Raw genomic sequence first — 19,775 nt, 5'->3', positions numbered from 1 at the left:
GCGGCTCAGCCGAGCGTGCAGAGCACGGATTCAGGAAAGCGGCATTTCTCGCCGATCGCGGTAAAGGAGATCCGGTCGACGGTCATCGAGGTCGGCTGGGTGTAGGAGAATGCGCCCATCCACTGCTTCAGCGTGTCGGTTCCCCAGAGGCTGACAAAAATCTTCTGGGGGTTTTGCGGGATCTTCGTCTTGTCCGTCACTTCGTGGACGAGCTTGCCGTTCACGAAGTAACGGAGGCGGTTCTCCTCCCAGATAAAGGCATAGTCGTTGAAACCCTTGTCCGCGCCGCCGGCCACCGGCACGAGCTTCTCGTTGTTGCCCTTGGCGGAAACATACTGATTGAGCTGGACCTGGCCCGTATTCTTGCCGAGCACTTCGAAATCGATCTCGTCATGCGGCTTCTTGTCGGTCGGGCCGATATAAGTGAAGAACGCCGAATTGAGCCCCGAGCCCGTCGCGGATTTCATGCGCACCTCGTAGGTGCCGTAGCCGAAGCGCGCCTTGGTCTGGATCTCGCCGCAGGCGAAGTCGCGGTCGCCGGTCTTGTCTCCGGTGAAGCCGAGCTGCAGGGCGCCGCCTTCGACCTTCACCTGCTTCTTCGACCAGGTGCAGTTCTGGTGCTTGCCGTTGTTCCAGCCGTCCGAGACGTACCAGACGGAACGATCGAGGCTGTCGAAGTTCTCCACGAAGGACTGACCCGCAGCACCCTGTTGGGCGTGTGCTGCGGGGGAGAGAAGTCCAGACACCGCGGCAGCGATGATAACCTGGCAGGTGAGTTGAATCTGTCTGGCCTTGGCCGTCATGTTTCACCTATGCTGTTGCGTCATTACGGGTTCGCCGGGATGGTTGGCCCCGGCGGGTGAGTGGGAGCTGGCGGCGGCCGAAAGCTTGGCCTTGCGGCCGCGGCTGCCCGTAAGCACCTCGTACAGACCGCGCAATCTGCGCGAGAAGAGATGGTTGCTGACAAAAAGAATGAGGAAGCTTCCGCCGGCAGCGGCCGCGTAGAAGGCGGGATAAAGGGCATCGCCTGCCACCCGGTTCCACACCATCCACATCAGAACGAGCAGCGGATAATGGGCGCAGAACATCCAGAAGCTCAGGCTTCCGGTGGCGGCAAGCCGCTGGCCGGCCCAGGAACGGATGACGATCGCCGACATCAGCCAGAACCCGCCGGCGCCGACGATCGAAAGCGCACTGCGCGCCATGTCGAGAGGCCAGGGGAAATCCGGGCCGGTCCAGTAGAGGCCGATGGACAGCAGCACTGCGGCGGCGAGCATCGCTACCGTACCTAACCCCGCATACCGGTCCGCAACCTTGAGATCCACCCGGTGGAGCGCCAGGAAGATACCGAGGGTGAAACTGAACAGGATCGACTTCTTCAGGACGATGCCGAGCATCAACGCGGGAGTGATCGCCAGCAGGAACAGCACGCCAAGCGTCGCTGCCGGAAAACGCCGCACCGACATGGCAAGGATCGGCGACAGGATGATGCACACGATCAGGTCGCGCAGAAAGTAGAGAGGAACATTGATCGGCAGCCCTTCCGTGGCCAATGCGTTGCTCAGGAATTCCCGCGTCGAGAGGTTCCAGAGATCAGGGAAATACCCAACACCGATGTCCATGGGCTGGACGACGAGAACGGCCCCAAGCAGACCGAGGTTCCACAATAGGAAAGGCACCAGGACAGTCCTCGCCTTGGAGCGAAGCGTCTTGGCATAGTCGAACGTCTCCCAGCCACGCTGGAACAACAGGTAGCCGGAAATCGCGCTGAGGCACGGCACGCCGATACGGAACAGGCTATCCCCGAGGAAAACCCTGAGCCAATCGAATAAACCATTCAGCCCCAGGAAGGGGCTGGTCGCGGGATCGTGCGGCACGTGGACGAAGAGTATGCCGGAGATCAGCAGGATACGCATCAGATTGATACGGGAGGATATGTTTGGATCGACAGTCAAACGAGTCACCCTTTTTGGGCAGTGCCTCCCGTCACCACCGTTTCAATCAGAGCAGACTTGAGCCCGCAGTCACGCAAAAAGGATCGGGCCGAGTTTGGCGCAAAATGTGGCGGCGCAGCAAAAAAGCAACCCGCGCGGAAATACTGAGGCTCGAAGAGGCTCCCGTCCCGGCATCCGATACGGCTTCGGGGGCTTATGATTTTCAAGGGTTCAGGGCCTACTTCGGGGCTCGGAATGCTGCACCGCAACAGCAGAAAAAAATCTTTTTGCAATAGGCCGAAACGGCTAGCCCTTTCGTATCCATGTACCTCCTCGCCCTGAAGCGGGCATTGAATGTGGCAGAACCTGGGCAAATATGGGACACAATCGGGCAAAGCCGCCCCCGGCTGCGTCGCCGGGATCCGCGGCGGCGGACGACGTCCTAAATTTTCTGCAAAACCGTGCCCTCAGTTAGCAAAGAGGCGCCAATTGATGGGTTCTCCCCCGGCTGCACCGCCGCTTGCCGCTTCCAGATAAGACTTCGTTAACTGCGCTGGAAGGATGCGCAGGACCACCGACAGATCATCGCCGAAAACAGCACCGGGTGGTGCCTCGGGGGACCGATCCGAGATCTTCTAAGGCCCGCGGTCTTGCCAGATTGAAGCCCGTGACAAATTTCAGCCCGAATGTAACGGTCTTAGATAGCGCGCTCGGCCGAGGCCAGTGTGATCGTCTTGGCGGGAGCCATATGGTCAAATCCTGTTACGGGAGGTCATTCGATACGGCAGCGCACTGCCGTCAACCCGGAGCCCGACAAACGTCAGAGGCTTGTAATTCTTTGAAGAGGCAGGGGCAAAAACATGGCGACGTTCACGGTTGTTATCCCATTTTTCCAAAAGGAAGCCGGCATTCTCCGCCGCGCACTGAAATCGATTTTCGATCAGAGCTATCAGGACTTCGATATCGTCATTGTCGACGACGAGTCGCCCCTTTCCGCAGATATGGAGCTTCAAGGCATTGAAGATGCTTGGAGATCCCGCATCCGCGTAATCCGCCAGCAGAACGGCGGGCCGGGTGCGGCACGCAATACCGGCCTCGACAACATACCCGCTGCCACCCGTTACGCGGCACTTCTCGATTCGGATGACGTCTGGCTGCCGGATCATCTGAAGAATGCCTTCGAGAGCATGACCCGCTTCGATGCCGAGTGCTACTGGGCCTCGATGCAGGCGAGCGACGAGTTCTACTACCACTTCGGCATGGCCGAACTCGAACAGACGGAAGGCGGTACGCGGCTTTCTGAAAGCCCGCTCCTGATCGAAATGCCGGATCTCGCGAGCGTCATGCTGAAGAACTGGAGCTTCCTGCATCTCTCCTGCATGGTCATCGCCCGGCCGGTCTTCGAGACGGTCCGTTTCGAGCCCTCGCTGCGGCTGGCGGCCGAAGACGTGCTGTTCTTCGTCGACTGCATCCTGAAATCGAAGCGAACCCTGCTCTGCGACGAAGAGGGTGCGGTCCGTGGCATGGGTCTCAACATCTTCCACAGCATCGACAATCGCTCGCCGCAGTTCCTACGACAGCAGTTCAACACCTGGGTGGCGCTCGATACGCTGGAGGAGCGTTTCCGCTCGCGCCCCAGCGACGTCGCCTCGATCGCATCCTATAAGAACACGGCCCGGCGGCAGGCCCTCTGGAGCCAGGCCGGACGGGTGAAACGCCGCCAGGCGCCGGACCTCGGCCTGCTCGCCCGCTGGGTGATGCGCGATCCCGCGCTGATCCGGGCGGCATTCGAACTCGGGGCCGGGAAACTTGGCCGCAACGCACGCTAAATGCCTGTGTTTCCTTTTAATTTCATCATCCCACGGAGGCCCGCATGAAAGCGTACTACTGGGAATCGCATCACGGCAATTTCGGCGACGACCTCAATCTCTGGCTCTGGGATGCGCTGCTTCCCGGTTTTCGGGACGTTCACCCCGAGGTAATGCTGGTCGGCGTCGGCACTGTCCTCAATCCGGTCCTGCTGCCTGCAGGCCAGAAGAAACTGGTCATCGGCAGCGGCTACGGTTATGGCACGCCGCCTGATGTCGCAAACGCGGCGGAATGGGACGTGCGGGCGGTCCGCGGCCCGATGACGGCCGCCAAACTCGGCATTTCACCCGACAAGGCAATCACCGACCCGGCGGCGATGATCGCCGACATGCCGGAATTCCAGAACCTGCCGAAAATTCACAAGAAGACCTTCGTTCCTCATTGGGAATCCGCGGAGTTCGGCATGTGGAACGCCGTCTGCGAGCCCGTCGGCCTCACCTATCTCGATCCGCGCGGCGAGGCCAAATCGGTCATCCGCCACATCGCCCAGTCGGAGCTGATCATCGCCGAATCCATGCACGGCGCGATCCTGGCGGATGCCTTCCGGGTGCCGTGGGTGGCCGTCAGCAGCTCCCGTTCCATCAACAATTTCAAGTGGAACGACTGGGCCGCATCGGTGGGGACGGTTTACGAACCTCGCTACGTGCCGGTCTCCACCCGCGCGGAAGCGGTGGCCAAGCGCTCGCGCTTCTGGGGCTTCAGCTTCGAAGGTCAGCAACCCGCGCATGAGGAGGCGGCGCCGGAGCCGCACAGCGGCGAGGTCATTACCCGGACGCCCTCGCGGACCGGCCTTCGCGGCATGGCGAAGCAGTTGCTTGCAGCTCCGTCGGTGCTGGCGCTCTGGCAGGCAAGCCGCGCGGAACCGCGGCTCAGCCCCGTCGAGGTTCTGGACGAGCGCAAGGAGAGGTTCCGCACGATGCTGGAAGGGATACGCCGCGACTATTTCTGAACGGCGGGTATGCCGGGCAGGAGATAGCGCATGCCGGCCGGCAGCGCCTGCGGCTTGGACGACCTGGCGCGCAGGAGATCGAGCTTGTCGAGGAAGATGCCTGTCGCGACCGCCGGCAGGACCTGCGGGCGGGAGAGCAGGTGCCGGATGGCCGCGCCGTTGCCCGCCTGCGACTTGACGTCGAGAAAGGCGCGCAGCTCGTAGCGGTCGCGCATATGGTCGCGATGCTGGACGATCACCGCCCTTTCCTCTTCGCTAAGCGCCGGATCTGCAAGGAGCGCGTCGTCCGCCTCGTAGAATTTGCGCAGGTCGTCGGTGTGATGCCGGCTGCTCAGCGAATCCTGGCGCACGATGGCACCGTAGCCGCAATGCTCGATCACCTTGTAGCGCGCGCCCTTGGCGAGCGCCCGGGCGTAGAAGTCGTAATCCTCGCCGAAACGCATGTTCTCGTCGTAGCGGAGGCCGTGGGCATCGAGGAACGCCCGGCTCATCACCGGCTTCAGGAAACCGGTCTCGCCGCGTTTGACACCGCGCTTGGAGATGTTGCCTTCCACGAATTCGACGAGCGACATGGTCCGCGCCCGGGTCTCGAACCGTTCCGGACGGACGGGTTCGCTCGGTTGGTAGATGAAGGCGATATTGTCGGCGATGAGGTCCCAGCCCTCCTCCTCCAGCATCGGCGCGAACCGGCCGGGGAAGAAGAAGTCATCGGCATCGAGGATGCCGATCAGCGGCGCGGTGGATATGGCAATCGCATGATTGCGGGCGGCTGAGGGGCCGCGATTCTTTTCGAACGAAACAACGGTCAGACGTCCGGACTTGTCGTCGGCCTTGCGCGCGACATCGGCGGTGCTGTCGGTCGAGCCGTCATCGACCACCACCACCTCGCTGACACGAGCCTCGTTCAAGGCGGATTGGATCGCGATTCCAATCGTTTCCGCGCCATTCTTGACCGCGATGATGACGCAGATCGTCCGAGAAGCGTTTTCCGCCATAGCTCACTCCATGTTGCATCGCGGCGCAACTATGGGCTCAGGAAAATGGCCCTCGTATGAAACTGGCAGAAAAAAACGCGATTTCGTTCACGTATCGCCGGCCGGCAGGTGCGGAGCGGGGTCGGCACGCAGCCCGTCACGCCGGCTGCCGTCCTTTGAGCTCTTGGCCGTCGCAGGGGCGTCAGAAGTTACTCCTGCATCCCGCAACTGCTTTTCACGGCGAACAAGATAGAGAATGGCGACGAAATATCCCGCCTGGATCAGGACGGCACAGATCAGGGTCTGTATAAATGCCGTATAGAGCGACCCGGTGATAAAGTACGCAGCCACCGCGAACACGAGCAGAGTCCCTGTCATGCTGATAAAGACGCGCGGCGCGTACATGATCCTTCCTCCCGAACATAAATGTTCCGTTGTCTGCTTTCAGGCTCCTCTCCCGATAAAACAACCATATGAGTCTGGCGGAGAGGATTCAAGTTTTCCGATCCCGATAGTGCCAGCTATTGGTGAAACTTTCGTAAGGTCCACGAGGTTCCCGATAAATACTGCAGGCAATGGATCGGCCTTCATCACAGCGCCACAAGCGCCTCGCCTCCCTTTTGCCACATTTCTGCCGAGTTTCGACCGCCCCGGGACGAAATCCGCTCTCGGCTTTCCGAACTCGCGTCCAAGCCGATCAACTTTTGTTACAAAGCTCACTGGACCCGGTGAACCATTGTTGCGATGCAGCATTGTATTGCGACGCAACAGGAGTGGGCCTTTGGTCCGAGACGCAAGCTACTTTGGTCCGCATCGTCAAGAAGCTGCGGGATTTATGACTAGGGAAGCGACAGGAGAGGACGCCTGGATAAGTTGGAGAAAGATGCGAATATTGGCTCTATGGCCTATTTTACATGCCTTCTACAGTATTGACTGTACTCTCCGCGTATATCTCTCAAGTTGTTCCCGCCCAATTGCGGGTTGGGAATCAGCCCCGGGGGCTCGCGGGAGGCGGTACCCGAAAAAGTTTGATCTTCATCAAATTGCGACCACAGACTTATTATCACATTAACGCTCAATGACGCGCCGTAATGGCACCGACTATCGCAAAACATAAGTGGAGTTCACTCTATGAAGTCAGCGACACGTTCGGCAGGTTCGCCGTTCTCAACGTCAGACCAAGCCCGCATGACTCTCCCAACTGGGGGCTTGGCAAAACGCAGTTTCGATATCACCGCCGCCGCCCTAGCCCTCATCCTGTTCAGTCCCATCTTCCTGATGATCGCGGCGTTGGTGAAGTTTACCGACCATGGCCCTATTCTCTATGGCCATCCTCGGATCGGCCATAACGGCCGCATCTTCAAATGCCTCAAGTTCCGCACGATGGCCGTAAATGGCGACGAAGTCCTGCGAAACCACCTGAAAGCCAACCCGCAAGCCGCGGAGGAATGGCGAGCGACGCGCAAACTCAAGGTCGACCCCCGCGTGACGGTTGTCGGCACCGTGCTGCGCAAGCTCAGCCTCGACGAGCTTCCGCAGCTTCTCAACATTCTGCGGGGAGAGATGAGCGTTGTCGGCCCTCGCCCTGTGGTCGACGAGGAACTGAACCTCTACGACAGCTTTGCAGCCTACTACCTGAGCACGCGCCCGGGCCTCACCGGGCTTTGGCAGATCAGCGGCCGCAATGACGTTTCCTATGACACCCGTATCGCGTTCGATACCCAATACGTCCAGAACTGGTCGCTCATCGGTGATGTCGCCATCATCGTGAAAACGATCCCCGCCGTCTGCATGGCGCGCGGCAGTTACTGATCATCCATTCCCTCTGCTGAGGCGTCGGCCCCTTGACGGGATCGGCGATTTTGGCGGGCTTCGAGCGCGGACCTGGTGCCGCGCCTTTTGAAGGAAAAATCCATGCAGACACAAACCGCCTCCGCGAGGGGCCTGCGTGCTTTATGTTTTCTGGCCGGTGCGATCACAGTCGCTCTGGCCGGTAGCGCGACTGCGGATGAGGCCGGCTATCGCCTCGGCGTGATGGACAAGCTGCGCGTCCGCGTCGCGGAGTGGCAGCCGGCCGACGGCACGATCCGCAACTGGGATGCGGTGAGCGGCGACTATACCATCGGGCCGACGGGCTCGCTCTCGCTTCCCTTCATCGGTGACCTCCCGGCGGCCGGCAAGACGGCGGGCGAGGTGGCCAAAACCATCGGCGAGGAGTTGCGCGGTAAATTCGCGTTGCGCAACTTGCCGTCGGCTTCAGTGGAAATCGCCCAGTTCCGGCCGGTGTTCCTGGCCGGCGACGTGCATACGCCCGGCGAATATCCCTATACGCCCAATCTCACCGTGCTGAAGGCCATCAGCCTCGCCGGCGGCCTTCTCCGGTCCGATTCGGGCCAGCGCTTCGCCCGCGATTTCATCAATGCCCGCGGCGACGCCTCCGTCTATGATTCCGAACGCGGCCGGCTTCTCGCCCGCCGGGCCCGGCTGCTGGCGGAAGTCGCCGGCGCTACCGACCTGAAAGTTCCCCCGGAACTCAAGGACGTCGCCAACGCCGAAAAACTGATCGCCAGCGAAGCCTCGCTGATGAAATCGCGGCGCGAACGTTACGAACTTCAGCTGAAGGCGCTCAGCGACCTGCGCACGCTGCTCGAAAACGAGGTCCAGTCGCTCAGCCAGAAGACCGAGACCCAGAAGCGGCAGCTGCAGCTCGTCAGCGAGGATCGCGAAAAGATGGCGAAGCTGACCGAACAGGGGCTTGCGACATCCAGCCGCCGCATCACCGCCGAGGAAAGAGCCGCGACCATCGAAGGCAACCTCCTCGATATCGACACCTCCACCCTTCGCGCCAAGCAGGATATCAACAAGGCGAACCAGGACGAGATCAACCTGCGCAACGATTGGGAGGCCCAGCGCGCCCAGGAACTGCAGAACACCGATGCCGAGCTTGAAAAGCTTGGCCTGCAGCTCGGCACCAGCCGCGAGCTGATGTCGGAAGCCGTGGCTCAGTCGGCCGAGGCGCTGAAATTCGACCCTTCGGGCAAGTCTGCCACCATCAAATACACCGTGGTGCGGGACGAAGGTCAGGGGCCGAAAGAGGTGGTCGTCGGCGAAAACGACAAGCTTATGCCCGGCGACGTCGTCAAGGTCACCGCCGAGCTCCTGATGCAATGAGGATCGCATGAGGATTGCCAAATCTGCGCTGATCGATCCGGCTCGCAATGAAGTCTACGGCGTGGCTGCGGTCGCGCTGTCCTTCTTCGTGTTCGCCTATTCGAGCCGGTTCGGGCAGATTTCGATCCTCGCTTATTACGGCGTCTGGTTCCTGCTGCTGCTCGCCGACTATCGGCGGGCTCTCGGTAACTACCTCAAATATCTCTGGATATTCGGGTTTGCGCTGTTCTGCTTCATTTCCGCCTTCTGGTCGCCCGCCTTCGGCATCTCGCTGCGCACCGCGATACAATACCTGACCCATGTGGTCTGCGCGCTGATCGCCATGCGCACGATCAGCGTGCTGACATTGACCCGCGGCGCGATCGTGGGCACGGCGATCGTACTCCTGTTTTCCATGCTGTTCGGAACCTACCTCTACGACGCGATCGACGGCAGCTACAGTTTCGTCGGCGCCTTCTCCTCGAAGAACCAGCTCGGCTTCTACGCCTCGCTCGGTCTTTTCTTCGCAGCATCCTATCTGCTCATCTGGCGGCAGAGGGGCCTCTGGTTGATCGCCTCGGGCGGCGTCGGCCTCCTGAGTGCCTATTGCCTTCTCGCCTCTCAATCGGCGACCTCTGCCATCACCACCGCCGGCGTTCTGGCGCTTTGCGTCGGTTACATGCCGGTCGCCCATCTTTCCCCCAATCACCGCAAGCTGCTGGTCGCTGGACTGGTGGTGATTGGAGTGGTCGCGATAGTAGGGGCGCTCCAGATCGGCGCCATCGACGCGGTCCTCGGCATATTCGGCAAGGATTCGACGCTGACGGGACGGACCTATCTCTGGCAGCAGGGGATCGAGGCAATACGCGAAAACCCGATTCTGGGCACCGGTTATCAGGGTTACTGGGTTCCTGGCTTCGCCGATGCCGAAAGACTGTGGGACGACTTCTTCATCACCGCCCGCAGCGGGTTCCATTTCCACAACACGTTCATCGAGGTCGCCGTCGAGACCGGCCTCGTGGGACTCGCCCTGCTCTGCATGATCATGCTGACAAACGTCTTCGGCCATCTGAGCGCGATGCTCAGCCGCAACCGCGATTCCGGATCGACGCTGTTATGTGCGTTGAGCGTTCTGTTGCTAATTCGGGCCTTCGTGGAGGTCGACGTGCTCTTCCCCTACCAGATCGGCTCGTTCCTGATGTTCTATGCCGCCGGCAGGCTGACCCTGCGCCAGAAGTCCGCCGCATTGACCTACCCCTCCAGTCCCCGGCGGACCATTATCGCCTGAGCTTTTCGAAAAGGTGTTCGGCGAGCCGGAGCGCCAGCGCCACGGCCGGCAATGTCGGGTTGGCATGACCTCCCGTCGGGAAAAGGCCGCTGCCTGCAAGATAAAGATTGCCGATGCCATGGACGCGGCAATCTGCATCGCTCACGCCGTCTTCAGGGTTGCCGGACATGCGGCTGAGGCCAATCTGGTGATAACCGTCGAATGCCTGGCTCAGCACGGCCTGCCGCCGCTGGTGAGGGTCATGCAGATATTCCAGTCTCCCGAGCCCGGTTCGGCGTAGCCACGTATCGAGGATTTCGTGCGATTTAAGAACCGAACTCAAGTCCTGTTCGGTCACTCGATAGTCGACGACAAGACCAGCCTGGGTGCCCGCTGCGCTTTGAGATCGCAGGTGCACCCGGCTCTCCGGATTGGGCACCTGTTCGGCATGGTAGCGAAGCAAATAGCGGCCTTTTGGATTGATGAGTGTGCGCCACGGTTCGATGCGTCGCTCCAGCATGTTGAGAACCGATCCGAACAGATCGGATGCCGTCCGGCGATCGGTGCGGATATTTCGCCAATGCTGTCGGCGGTCGATATTCTCCGGCCCCCTGGCTGTCGGCGCCAAGCCGTTCGAGAGGCGGCGATAGAGACCGAATATCTTCAGGAACAGATAGATGAGCGACAGTGCACCCGAGCCATGCACGGGATCGGCAACCGAAATCGCGTCGATCCAGAAGACGCAGTTGAGCAGCTTTTCCTCCGCCTGGATCGCCGGCGTGATCTGCAGCCTGCGACGGAAGACATAGTTTTCGTCGTCGATATTGAAGGCGAAGTGGTGCGCGAGCCGGGGCTTGTCGAATTGCAGCACGGCAATGTAGCCGGTGAGGTGCCCCTGGTAGAAGCGGCCAAGCGGACCGTCGGAACCGCCCAGTGCCTTCGGCCGTCTCTCCCGCAGGGCGAGCAGCAGGCGCGCATTTTCCAGCCCTCCTCCGGCGAGGACGAAGGTTCTTGCCGTGATCTGGCTTTCCTGCCCGGTGCTGTGGGCCGTGAGACTTTCGACACGCGTGCCGGACGCATCAAGCGTGATGCCGGCGACGGTCGCATTCACGAGACGAATATGCGTGGAAGCTTTGAGCCTCTCCCCGTAAATCGGCCCGAGATCCGGAGACCGGCTCCAGCGCTCCAAGGCGTTCGTATCGATCCTACCATCCGAGACGCCAACCGACTCGAAGGGAGGTTCGCCGGCATTGCAGTTGAGGAATGTCAGCGCCTCCGGATAGTGGCGGCGAAGCTCCTCGTGCGAAATTGGCCAACCGGAAAACGGCACATGATCGCGCGCCTCGAAATCCAGCTCGTCGAAAGCGACGCACCGGCCGCCCCAGAGCGCCGACGCACCACCGATGCCCGGACGGGACATCGCCATCGAAGGGGCATGGTGGCCGTTGGTGAATTCGATATCGCCGGCACCCGCGTCTTCCGCCGCTCCGCCCCCACCCATTTCAAGCAAGGTTACAGTGAGCCCGAGTTTTTCCAGCTTCAGAGCGAGTGCCAACCCGACGGGGCCTGCGCCGACGATGCAGACATCCGTCGTTTCCGTCTCAGTATCTGCTGAAGTCATGTATGCCTTTGAGAGAGAACCCCGGTTTATCAGCACATAGAGCACGCACCCGGAAATGGAACCGCCCATACGGATGAGGCTCGGGGAATTCCCGGCTTCCGATATCGAGCGCTATTCCTTGAGCTATGGAGCGCCCAAACCCAGGCTCCTGATCATCCGCATCGGCTAGGCGACGCGTTGCGAGCGCGTGAGCGAAGCGACCGGCGCCGATCCATCTGTCGAACGGGCAACGCGGCCCTCGACCGGGTGAGCCGGATCGGTGAAGCCCGGTGTCGACGGATGGCCGGTTACGACCAGACGATCGACCAGCGCCTCGTCCTCTGCGTCCAGCTTGACCTCGAGCGCGCGGACATAACCGTCCCAATGCTCCTCGGTGCGCGGACCGGCAATCGCCGATGTGACGAGCTGGTTGTTGAGCACCCAGGCGAGGGCAAAATCCGCAGCCGCAATCCCCTTCGCTTGCGCATGCGCGGCGATCTGCTTGGCGATTGCGATCGATTCCTCGCGGAACTCCACGTCGTGCATGCGCTTGTCACCACGGCCGGCGCGCGTATCGGCAGCTGGCGCCTCCCCGACATTGTACTTGCCGGTGAGGATGCCGCGCGCGAGCGGGCTGTAGGAAACCACACCCAGACCATAAGCGGCAGCGGCCGGCAACTGTTCGGCTTCCGCGGTGCGGTTGACGATGTTGTAGAGCGGCTGGCTGGCGATCGGCCTGTCGATTCCCAGCTGGTCGGCGAGGTGGGATACCTCGGCGATACGCCAGCCGCGGAAATTCGAAACGCCGAAGTAACGCAACTTGCCGGCCCTGATCAGATCGGCGATGGCCCGCATCGGCTCATCCAGGGGCGCATCGAAAACGGAACGGTGGAAATAGAGGATGTCGATATAATCGGTGCCCAGATTGCGCAACGAGTTCTCGACCGTCTGGAAGACCCATTTGCGCGAATGGCCGCCCTGGTTGGGTTTGTTATTGTGGAAATTGACGAACTTCGTCGCCACAACCCAATCGTCGCGATGAGCCTTGATGCCACGCCCGACGACCTCCTCCGACTTGCCGTCGTGGTAGACGTCGGCGGTATCGATAAAATTGATCCCCTGGTCGCGCGCCTTGTCGATGATGCGCAAGGCCACGTCGTCCGGCGTCTGGTTGCCGAACATCATGGCACCCAGTGTCAGCGGCGAAACCTTGAGGGCGCTGCGGCCCAGATAGCGATACTCAACCATGTAAAGTCTCCCGGTCTATCCGTTGGATAATATTCGGTTGGCAGTGTCCGGGAAATAGCCCACATCCGAAAGGTCGCCGCTCGCCAAAAGACAGGAGAAGCCGAACTCCTTTTTCGTCTCGACCGGCAGATTGAGGATTTGCTCCCGAATGGCGAAATCTGGCGCCGATGCCGGTGCATCAAAGCCGGTTAACGCCCCTACCCCCATCGATGCGCCGCGCCGTTAAGCCACCTGCCGGCTACAGCACGATCTCCATTATTGGCGACGGTACGTTCTTTTAGAAGCTGACCGCCTTCGGCTCGATGGCCACCAGCCGGCCGCCGTCGATCTTGTAAAGGCCGATCTTGCGCTCCGCCATTCCGCTCGGCGTGAAACGGAACAGGCCCGTAACGCCTCGAAACCCCGTCTTCGTCGTCAGCGCTTCCGGCGTCAGCGCCGTCGCACCCTTGCCTCTGACGATGCCGGCAGCGACCGCGATACTGTCGTAACCCTCCGCGGCATAGACCGAGAGCGACCGCTTGTTGAAGCGGCGATATCGTTCGCCAATCAACAGTGAGGCGTCCGGATCGGCCGCAGCGATAATGACATTCGCGGCAGCCGGATCGGCATAAAGCTCTGTTGGCCAGTGGCTGGTTCCAACCACGGCCAGCTTGCCGAAAGAGGCCCTGACACCCTTGAGGATGGTTCCGACAGCCGCAGAGTCTCCCATCAACACCAGGGCACCCGCATCATCGAACAGGGCCTTGTTGCGGGTAAGCAGGTCGCCAAGCGGCGCGGCGGGATCATAACGGACTACGCCGATCAGCGCGCCGCCGGCCTGGCCGACGGCGGATCTCAGGCGCTCCTCGTCGACACCGGCTATGCCGTTGGGCGCCAGGACGACAATTCTCTTATGGCCGGAGGTGATGACCGGGCGCACGCCCCGGGCAACACTCGCCACCTCGTCGAACCCGAAATTGAAGACGTTCGCGCCGGCCACGGGGCTTGAAAGATTGATCAGCGGCGGTCGCTGGTCGGCCGGAATGGCGGCAATCGCCGCCGTCGTCGCCTGCGGCGCATAGCTGATCAGCAGACCGGAATTACGCGCCCTGGCAGCGGCGAGCGCCGGAGCCACGGCAGCCGGCCCCTCCGCCACGTCGATCACCTTGATCTTCATGACGCCGGCATCGTCAAGTTCGCCGATGGCGAGTGCCGCACCGTCACGTATGTCGCGCGCAGCGCCCTCATAGATGCCGTTCGGCGCTTTGGTGAGAAGCACGGTGACTTCCGTCGAGCCGCGCCCGAATGTTTCCTCAACTACGGATGGCGGCGGCTTCAGCGCCTTGTCGTCGAGAACCTTGTCGGCAACCGACGAGGACTCGCATCCGGACAGGATGGCGACGGCCAACAAACCCAGCAGCGACATGCGTATCGGACGCAGGCGCGTCGTCATCCGGAAGGCCTTATGAGTAACGTCGGCGAGATCTGAAGGGTAAAAAAACGAACGTCCGTGGGGCATTTCCTGGACCACTCTGCGGCCTTCTTGGTTGTGGCAACGCCATGCTATCCCAGACAAAAATCATTAACAAGCACCCACGCGGAAATATAAAATTTTATACGTTTTATCTCAAATAACTTATTTATAGATTATCTATCTTCAAAAACCAGAAATTCAGCAGCGTTTGTTAGCATCTCTCTATCAAGGGAGATAAAAAATGGCGAATAAGAAGAATACTCTGAAAGTCGCAATCGCTACAGCTCTCACGTTACCATTCATTGCTTCCGCAGCAGTCTCTGCTACAATCGCAAACCAACAGTTTCCGACCAATACTGGAGCCGGCGTGGCGGTTATCGGAACTCATATCCTGGAATATCTTCCGACGCCGCTCTCCATCATGGCTTCGCTCGCGTTCCGGAACGTACAGGTTGCCGCAGCATTTCAGACATTCAGCCAGCTCGGCTCGACGATCGCTCTGCCCGCGGCAAGACCTGCGATCGTAATCGAGGTCGCGATCAAGCCGGCCGACCTGTCTCCATCCAAGCGCGTAGAGCCGATAGCGCCCAACGGCGCCGTGTTCGATACGGTCGCAATCCCCTTCAAGCGCCTTGCCGCCTTGAAGAAGCTTGCGCCCGCTCTCGAAGAAATGGAAAGCGGCACCGCGGTGAAATGCAACGGCAAGGCCTGCAGCCCGGCCTTCGCCGCCATCCAGCTCGTCGGCCTGAACACGTCGCAATCGTCGATCCGCGACAAACTCAACGCCGTCAATGCCGCGGTGAACCAGTCCATCCGCTACCGCACCGACCAGGACGCCTACAAGGTTACCGACCGTTGGAGCACGCCCCGGGAAACGCTGAGCCAGCAGCAGGGCGACTGCGAAGATTTTGCGATTCTCAAAATGGCGGCACTTCGCGCGGAAGGCATCGACCCCGACCAGATGTCGATTGTCGTCCTGTTCGACCAGAAGCGGCACTTCTACCACGCCGTTCTTTCGGTCGAAGCCGGCGGCAAGTTCTTCATCCTCGACAACATGCGCAACCAGGTTCTCCTGGATACGCAGCTTCCCGACTACATGCCGCTTTATTCGATCAAGGGCGGCAAGGGTTTCCTGCACGGCTCCCGCCGCAAGGACCAGAAGGTCGCGATGGCAACGCCGCTGGAAAAGATTGCGCCAGGCGAAGGTGTAAACTTCTAAGCTTTATGGGCCGGGATGCGATGCGCTCCGGCCCTGGATTGTCAATAACGGGAAATATAGCCGATCAGCATCGGCTTCTCGTGTGCCGGGGCAAGGGCCAGATTGATCTGCCCCTTGATGACCTGTCTGGCGCAGGAAATCGTGAAGCCGGTATTCAAGGTCTTGCCGCGATTCATCTGCAGCGTATCCATTGCGTCTTCGATCTGCGTGTCGATCGAGAACTTCAGGGTCTTCATCAGCTGCGACGTATCTTCCCCCACCAACCGCTGCCGCAGCATCACAAGAAACGGTTCGTTGAAGAACTGCAGCCGCTTTTCACGGGTCAACACCACCGTCGGGGACGGCGACGCCTGAACCAGCGCACCGAGATTTTCGAGCGACGAGACCTCCTCGACCGTCGCCAGCCGCCCAAGCGCCCATTTGAGGCTGAGGACGCGCAGCAGCGAGGTAAGATTGCCCCCCTCCGGCATCTGGGCTGCGGTGTACTGAACCAGATCGCCGGTGGTTATCTTGCCTGCCGCCGACATGCGGCTGAGGCCTTCCCAATAGATCTTCTCGAGCCTGATACCGCGGCGCTCGCCATTGCGCGCCACGACCGCGCGAAAACGCGGCTCGACTTCTTCCTTGTCGATGATCGGCAGCGGATCGCCCGCAGGTTCGATGCCGGACATTGAAAGCGCACCTGATTTCATTGGAGGGCTCTACCGTTCGGTAAGCGCATCGGAACGCGCCCGATTGATAGGCTTCATGAGATAGCTGAGGACTGTCTTGCGGCCCGTCATGATTTCGGCGGACGCAATCATGCCAGGAATGATCGGATAGAGCTTGCCGTTGCGTTCCAGCTCGGACTTGTTGGTCTTGACCTGGACGAGGTAGTAGGTCTCGCCCTTTTCCTTCTCGACGATACTGTCGGCGGAAACGTTGGTCACTTCGCCGTCGAGCCCGCCGAAGATCGCGAAATCATAGGCCGTGATCTTGACGATGGCCGGCTGCCCGCGGCGGACGAATGCGACATCGCGCGGTGATATGCGGGCTTCGATCAGCAGCGTGTCGGCCGTCGGAACGATGCCGGCAACCACACGGCCCGGATCCACATAGGCGCCGATCGTATTGACTTCCAGGGTATTGACGATGCCATCGACCGGCGAGCGAATATCGGTGCGCTTGACGCGGTCCGAAGCACCGCGGATCGTTTCATCGATGACGGAGAGCTCCGCGAGGGCCTGCGCCTTGTCCGTCAGGGCCTGCTGGCGGATAGCCAGCGAAATTTCCCCAACCTGGAGCTTTGCTTCTTCGATGGCACCACGAAGGCGTATCAGACTTTCCTGATAGACCTTGAGCTGACCTTGCTGGTCCGTAAGCTGGCTTTCGATCGTCAGAAGCTGTGTCTGCGCCACCAATCCCTTTTTGGCCAGCGGTCCGTAAAGGTCGCGCTGCCGCGTCGAGGCGGCGATATTCTGTTCAAGCCGGTCGATGTTGGCATTGGCTTCGCTGAGTTCGTTCTGCCGCTGCTTCATGCGCTCCTGAAGCACATCGAACTTGTTCTTGTAACTGGCCTTGTTGGCCTGGAACAGCCGATTTTCGTTGTCGCAGACGTTCTTGGCGACCGCCAGGACGTCGGCCGGACATACGAAGGGCTGGTCGTATTCGCCTTTTTCTTCCATCTGCAGGCGCGCGATCTTGGCGCCGAGCGCCCTCGCCTTGGCAACGGATTCACCGAGCGTAGATTCAGTTGTCGTATTGTTCAGCTGAACGATCAAATCCCCCTTGCGGACAACCTGGCCGACCTGAACAGCTATGTCCTGGACCACGCCGGCTTCGGACGACTGGATGATCTGCGTCTTGGAAACGGGAATGACCTTGCCTTCGCCGCGGGCGATCTCGTCGATCTCCGCAAGCGCTGCCCAGGCGAGGAACGTCGCCATGCAGGCCGCCACCAGGCCGACCAGCATGCGGGCGAAGAACGGGGGATTGTCGTGAACGCCTCTGCTCACGGCTTTGCTCCCTTGCGCTGCATCGCCTCGAGCACGGCCGCCTTCGGCCCGTCGGCAACGATGCGGCCCTTGTCGATCACCACCAGCCGGTCGCATAGTTCCAGCATGCTGAAGCGGTGCGTGGCGATCAGCAGCGTCGTCTCGCGGCTGAATGCGGTCGAGAGCTTGGCGAGGAGATGGCGCTCGCTTGCCAGGTCCATGGCGCCCGACGGCTCGTCGAGGAAAACGATCTTGGGCTTGGTCAAGAGCAGGCGGGCAATTGCCAGAGCCTGTTTCTGGCCGCTGGAGAGGTTGCTGCCGCGTTCGCCGACCGGCATATCAAAACCGCGCGGGTGGTTGGAAACGAACTCGTCGACGCCGGTCATGCGCGACACATGCAGCAATTCCTCGTCCGTCGCATCGGCGCGGCCGATCAGCAGGTTTTCCTTCACCGTCCCCGAGAACAGATCGGAAGATTGCCCGGCCACCGCGACCGCCGAGCGGACTTCCGACATGTGATACTGGCGGATATCGACGCCGTCGATCAGCAGGCGGCCATCGGACGGCAGGAAGAGGCCGTCGAGCAGGCGGCCGAGCGTCGTCTTGCCCGAGCCGATGCGGCCGATGATCCCGACCCGCTCGCCAGGAGCGACGGTCAGCGAAAGCTGATTGATGACCTTGTAGTCAGATCCCGGATACTGAAAGGAGACGTTCTGGAAGCTGAAGCCGCCCCGCTTGATCTCCCGGTTCACGAAACCCACCGTGGAGGGACGGTCCTCCGGCTGCTCCATGATCTTGTCGAGGATCTTGAGCGACGTCATCGCCTGCCGGAAACGGGCAAGTGCCATCGCGATCTGGCCGAGCGGAGCGCCCGCGCGGCCTGCCAGCATGACGGTCGCGATGATCGCGCCCATTGCCAGATGGCCTTCGGAAAACTCGTAAGTGCCGGCAATCACGATCAGAACGCTGACCATCTGCTGGACGAGATTGGTGAGATTTACGGCATTCGAGGAGACATGCTTGATTTCCTCGCTGGTGCGGCTCGAGAGCTTCATCAGCTCCTGCCAGCGACGCAGCATGCCCGCTTCGGCGCGGAGGCTCTTCACCGTCTCGATGGTCGAAATCGTCTCGACCAGCAGCGCCTGACGACGCGATGCTTCGTTGGTGGCGGCCGCCATGCGGTGGCCGATCTTGGCTTGGGCATGCAGGCCGATCAGCACGGACAGCACCAGGGCCACGGCCGGGATCACCACAAGCCAGCCTGAAAGCATGTAGATCACGATCAGGAAGATGAACACGAACGCCGTGTCGATCAGCAGGCCGACCGTGTTGGAGGTGAAGAACTCACGAACGAATTCGTACTGCGTGACACGGTTGGCATATTCGCCCGTCGATAGCGGACGCGACGCCAGCGTCGAATTCAGCACCTTGTCGAAGATCATCTGGGAAAGACGCAGATCCGCGTTTCGCCCGGCATGATCGATGAGTGCTGCGCGGGCGGTCTTCAGGAGGAAATCGAACGTGTAGGCAAGCGTGATGCCGATGGCGAGCACCCAGAGCGTCGGAAACGCCTTGTTGGGAAGCACGCGGTCATAGACGTTCATCGTAAACAGCGGCGAGCCGAGCGCAATCAGGTTGATGAACAGCGCGGCCATGATGACGCGCATATAGGTGCGCCAATAGGGAACCAGCGCCCGCAGCAACCAGTGCCGGCGCTCGATTTCTCCGGCCATGCCGACCGAGGCAGTGTCGGACGCGTTCTGATAATAGAGCGTGAAGGCAAAACCGAAGCTCGGCTTCAGCGCCACGAGTTCCTGACGCGTCAGCTTGACGGGATTTCCGGAGGCCGGAACCAGATCCGTGATGTAGTTTCCATCGACATCGGTCTCCAGCAGCGGCAGGACGCCGCCGTTCTCGAAGACGATGATGGCGGGGCAATCGAAATTGCCCTCGCGACATTCGCGTTCGCCGTGGCGGATGACTTCCAGCCCGATGCGCTGCGCCAGATGCTCGACATCGTCCAGTTCAAGAGATTCGGAAATCTCATCCGGCAATCCGGAAAACAGGACGATGTCTGACGTCGGGCGCCCGTAAAAGCTCGCAACAGACCTGAATGCAGTTTTAAATGTCCGAAACGGC

The 19,775-nt window shown here is 60.7% G+C and carries 16 protein-coding genes; 6 read left to right on the top strand and 10 right to left on the bottom strand.

What is annotated here, in order from left to right:
- Positions 1-5 precede the first annotated feature (5 nt).
- The gene (locus C5L10_RS02300; RefSeq protein WP_105419971.1) at positions 6-803 is read right to left on the bottom strand and encodes a glycoside hydrolase family 16 protein; all 798 of its coding nucleotides are present in this window, start codon (positions 801-803) and stop codon (positions 6-8) included.
- 3 nt (positions 804-806) lie between these two features.
- On the bottom strand, positions 807-1,955 hold the full coding sequence (locus tag C5L10_RS02295; protein ID WP_371411908.1) for an acyltransferase: 1,149 nt from the start codon (positions 1,953-1,955) through the stop codon (positions 807-809).
- Between the two features lie 839 nt (positions 1,956-2,794).
- Here C5L10_RS02295 and C5L10_RS02290 point away from each other — a divergent pair.
- Positions 2,795-3,763, top strand: a complete 969-nt coding sequence (locus C5L10_RS02290; protein ID WP_105403099.1) for a glycosyltransferase family 2 protein — start codon at positions 2,795-2,797, stop codon at positions 3,761-3,763.
- 44 nt (positions 3,764-3,807) lie between these two features.
- A complete protein-coding gene (locus C5L10_RS02285) occupies positions 3,808-4,752 on the top strand; it encodes a polysaccharide pyruvyl transferase family protein (RefSeq protein ID WP_105428379.1) in 945 nt (314 codons plus the stop codon).
- On the opposite strand, the gene C5L10_RS02280 is transcribed toward C5L10_RS02285, so the two are convergent.
- Both C5L10_RS02280 and C5L10_RS34820 read right to left on the bottom strand, forming a co-directional pair.
- Positions 4,743-5,747: a glycosyltransferase family 2 protein gene (locus tag C5L10_RS02280; RefSeq protein ID WP_105428378.1), complete on the bottom strand. Its 1,005-nt coding sequence runs from the start codon at positions 5,745-5,747 to the stop codon at positions 4,743-4,745. The two genes, C5L10_RS02285 and C5L10_RS02280, sit on opposite strands and share 10 nt — an antisense overlap.
- An 87-nt stretch (positions 5,748-5,834) precedes the next feature.
- Positions 5,835-6,131: an exopolysaccharide production repressor protein gene (locus C5L10_RS34820; protein ID WP_046666373.1), complete on the bottom strand. Its 297-nt coding sequence runs from the start codon at positions 6,129-6,131 to the stop codon at positions 5,835-5,837.
- Between the two features lie 726 nt (positions 6,132-6,857).
- On the opposite strand from C5L10_RS34820, the gene C5L10_RS02270 reads away from it, so the two are divergent.
- From C5L10_RS02270 to C5L10_RS02260, 3 genes are all read left to right on the top strand, one after another.
- Positions 6,858-7,538: a sugar transferase gene (locus C5L10_RS02270; RefSeq protein WP_046634162.1), complete on the top strand. Its 681-nt coding sequence runs from the start codon at positions 6,858-6,860 to the stop codon at positions 7,536-7,538.
- A 102-nt stretch (positions 7,539-7,640) separates the two neighbouring features.
- Positions 7,641-8,897 carry a polysaccharide biosynthesis/export family protein gene (locus C5L10_RS02265; protein WP_105428377.1) on the top strand — a complete coding sequence of 419 codons (1,257 nt, stop codon included), beginning with the start codon at positions 7,641-7,643 and terminating at the stop codon, positions 8,895-8,897.
- A gap of 7 nt (positions 8,898-8,904) precedes the next feature.
- A complete protein-coding gene (locus tag C5L10_RS02260; RefSeq protein WP_105428376.1) occupies positions 8,905-10,164 on the top strand; it encodes an O-antigen ligase in 1,260 nt (419 codons plus the stop codon).
- Here the strand turns inward: C5L10_RS02260 and C5L10_RS02255 are convergent.
- The 3 genes from C5L10_RS02255 to C5L10_RS02240 all read right to left on the bottom strand — a co-directional run bounded on the left by C5L10_RS02255 (position 10,154) and on the right by C5L10_RS02240 (position 14,423).
- A complete protein-coding gene (locus C5L10_RS02255; protein ID WP_105428670.1) occupies positions 10,154-11,764 on the bottom strand; it encodes a GMC oxidoreductase in 1,611 nt (536 codons plus the stop codon). The genes C5L10_RS02260 and C5L10_RS02255 overlap by 11 nt on opposite strands.
- 165 nt (positions 11,765-11,929) lie before the next feature.
- Positions 11,930-12,991, bottom strand: coding sequence for an aldo/keto reductase (locus tag C5L10_RS02250; protein ID WP_105428375.1), 1,062 nt, complete (start codon positions 12,989-12,991; stop codon positions 11,930-11,932).
- Positions 12,992-13,268: 277 nt separating this feature from the next.
- A complete protein-coding gene (locus C5L10_RS02240; protein WP_172716886.1) occupies positions 13,269-14,423 on the bottom strand; it encodes an ABC transporter substrate-binding protein in 1,155 nt (384 codons plus the stop codon).
- 388 nt (positions 14,424-14,811) lie between these two features.
- Here C5L10_RS02240 and C5L10_RS02235 point away from each other — a divergent pair, with 388 nt between their 5' ends.
- Positions 14,812-15,663 carry a transglutaminase-like cysteine peptidase gene (locus tag C5L10_RS02235; RefSeq protein WP_245447905.1) on the top strand — a complete coding sequence of 284 codons (852 nt, stop codon included), beginning with the start codon at positions 14,812-14,814 and terminating at the stop codon, positions 15,661-15,663.
- A 41-nt stretch (positions 15,664-15,704) separates the two neighbouring features.
- Here C5L10_RS02235 and C5L10_RS02230 read toward each other — a convergent pair whose 3' ends face one another.
- The 3 genes from C5L10_RS02230 to C5L10_RS02220 form a co-directional block, all read right to left on the bottom strand.
- Positions 15,705-16,334, bottom strand: coding sequence for a ribbon-helix-helix domain-containing protein (locus C5L10_RS02230; RefSeq protein WP_233954151.1), 630 nt, complete (start codon positions 16,332-16,334; stop codon positions 15,705-15,707).
- A gap of 30 nt (positions 16,335-16,364) precedes the next feature.
- Positions 16,365-17,615 (bottom strand): HlyD family type I secretion periplasmic adaptor subunit, encoded by a 1,251-nt coding sequence (locus tag C5L10_RS02225; protein ID WP_046666530.1) that lies wholly within the window; start codon positions 17,613-17,615, stop codon positions 16,365-16,367.
- Positions 17,616-17,653: 38 nt separating this feature from the next.
- Positions 17,654-19,775: type I secretion system permease/ATPase (locus C5L10_RS02220; protein WP_105428668.1), on the bottom strand; the 2,122-nt coding region annotated here is incomplete at its 5' end.

The organism is Neorhizobium sp. T6_25 (assembly GCF_002968555.1).
In the GTDB taxonomy this organism is placed as follows: domain Bacteria; phylum Pseudomonadota; class Alphaproteobacteria; order Rhizobiales; family Rhizobiaceae; genus Neorhizobium.
The sequence above is the reverse complement of the archived record's forward strand: the minus strand, read 5'-3'. Positions and strand labels throughout refer to the sequence as shown.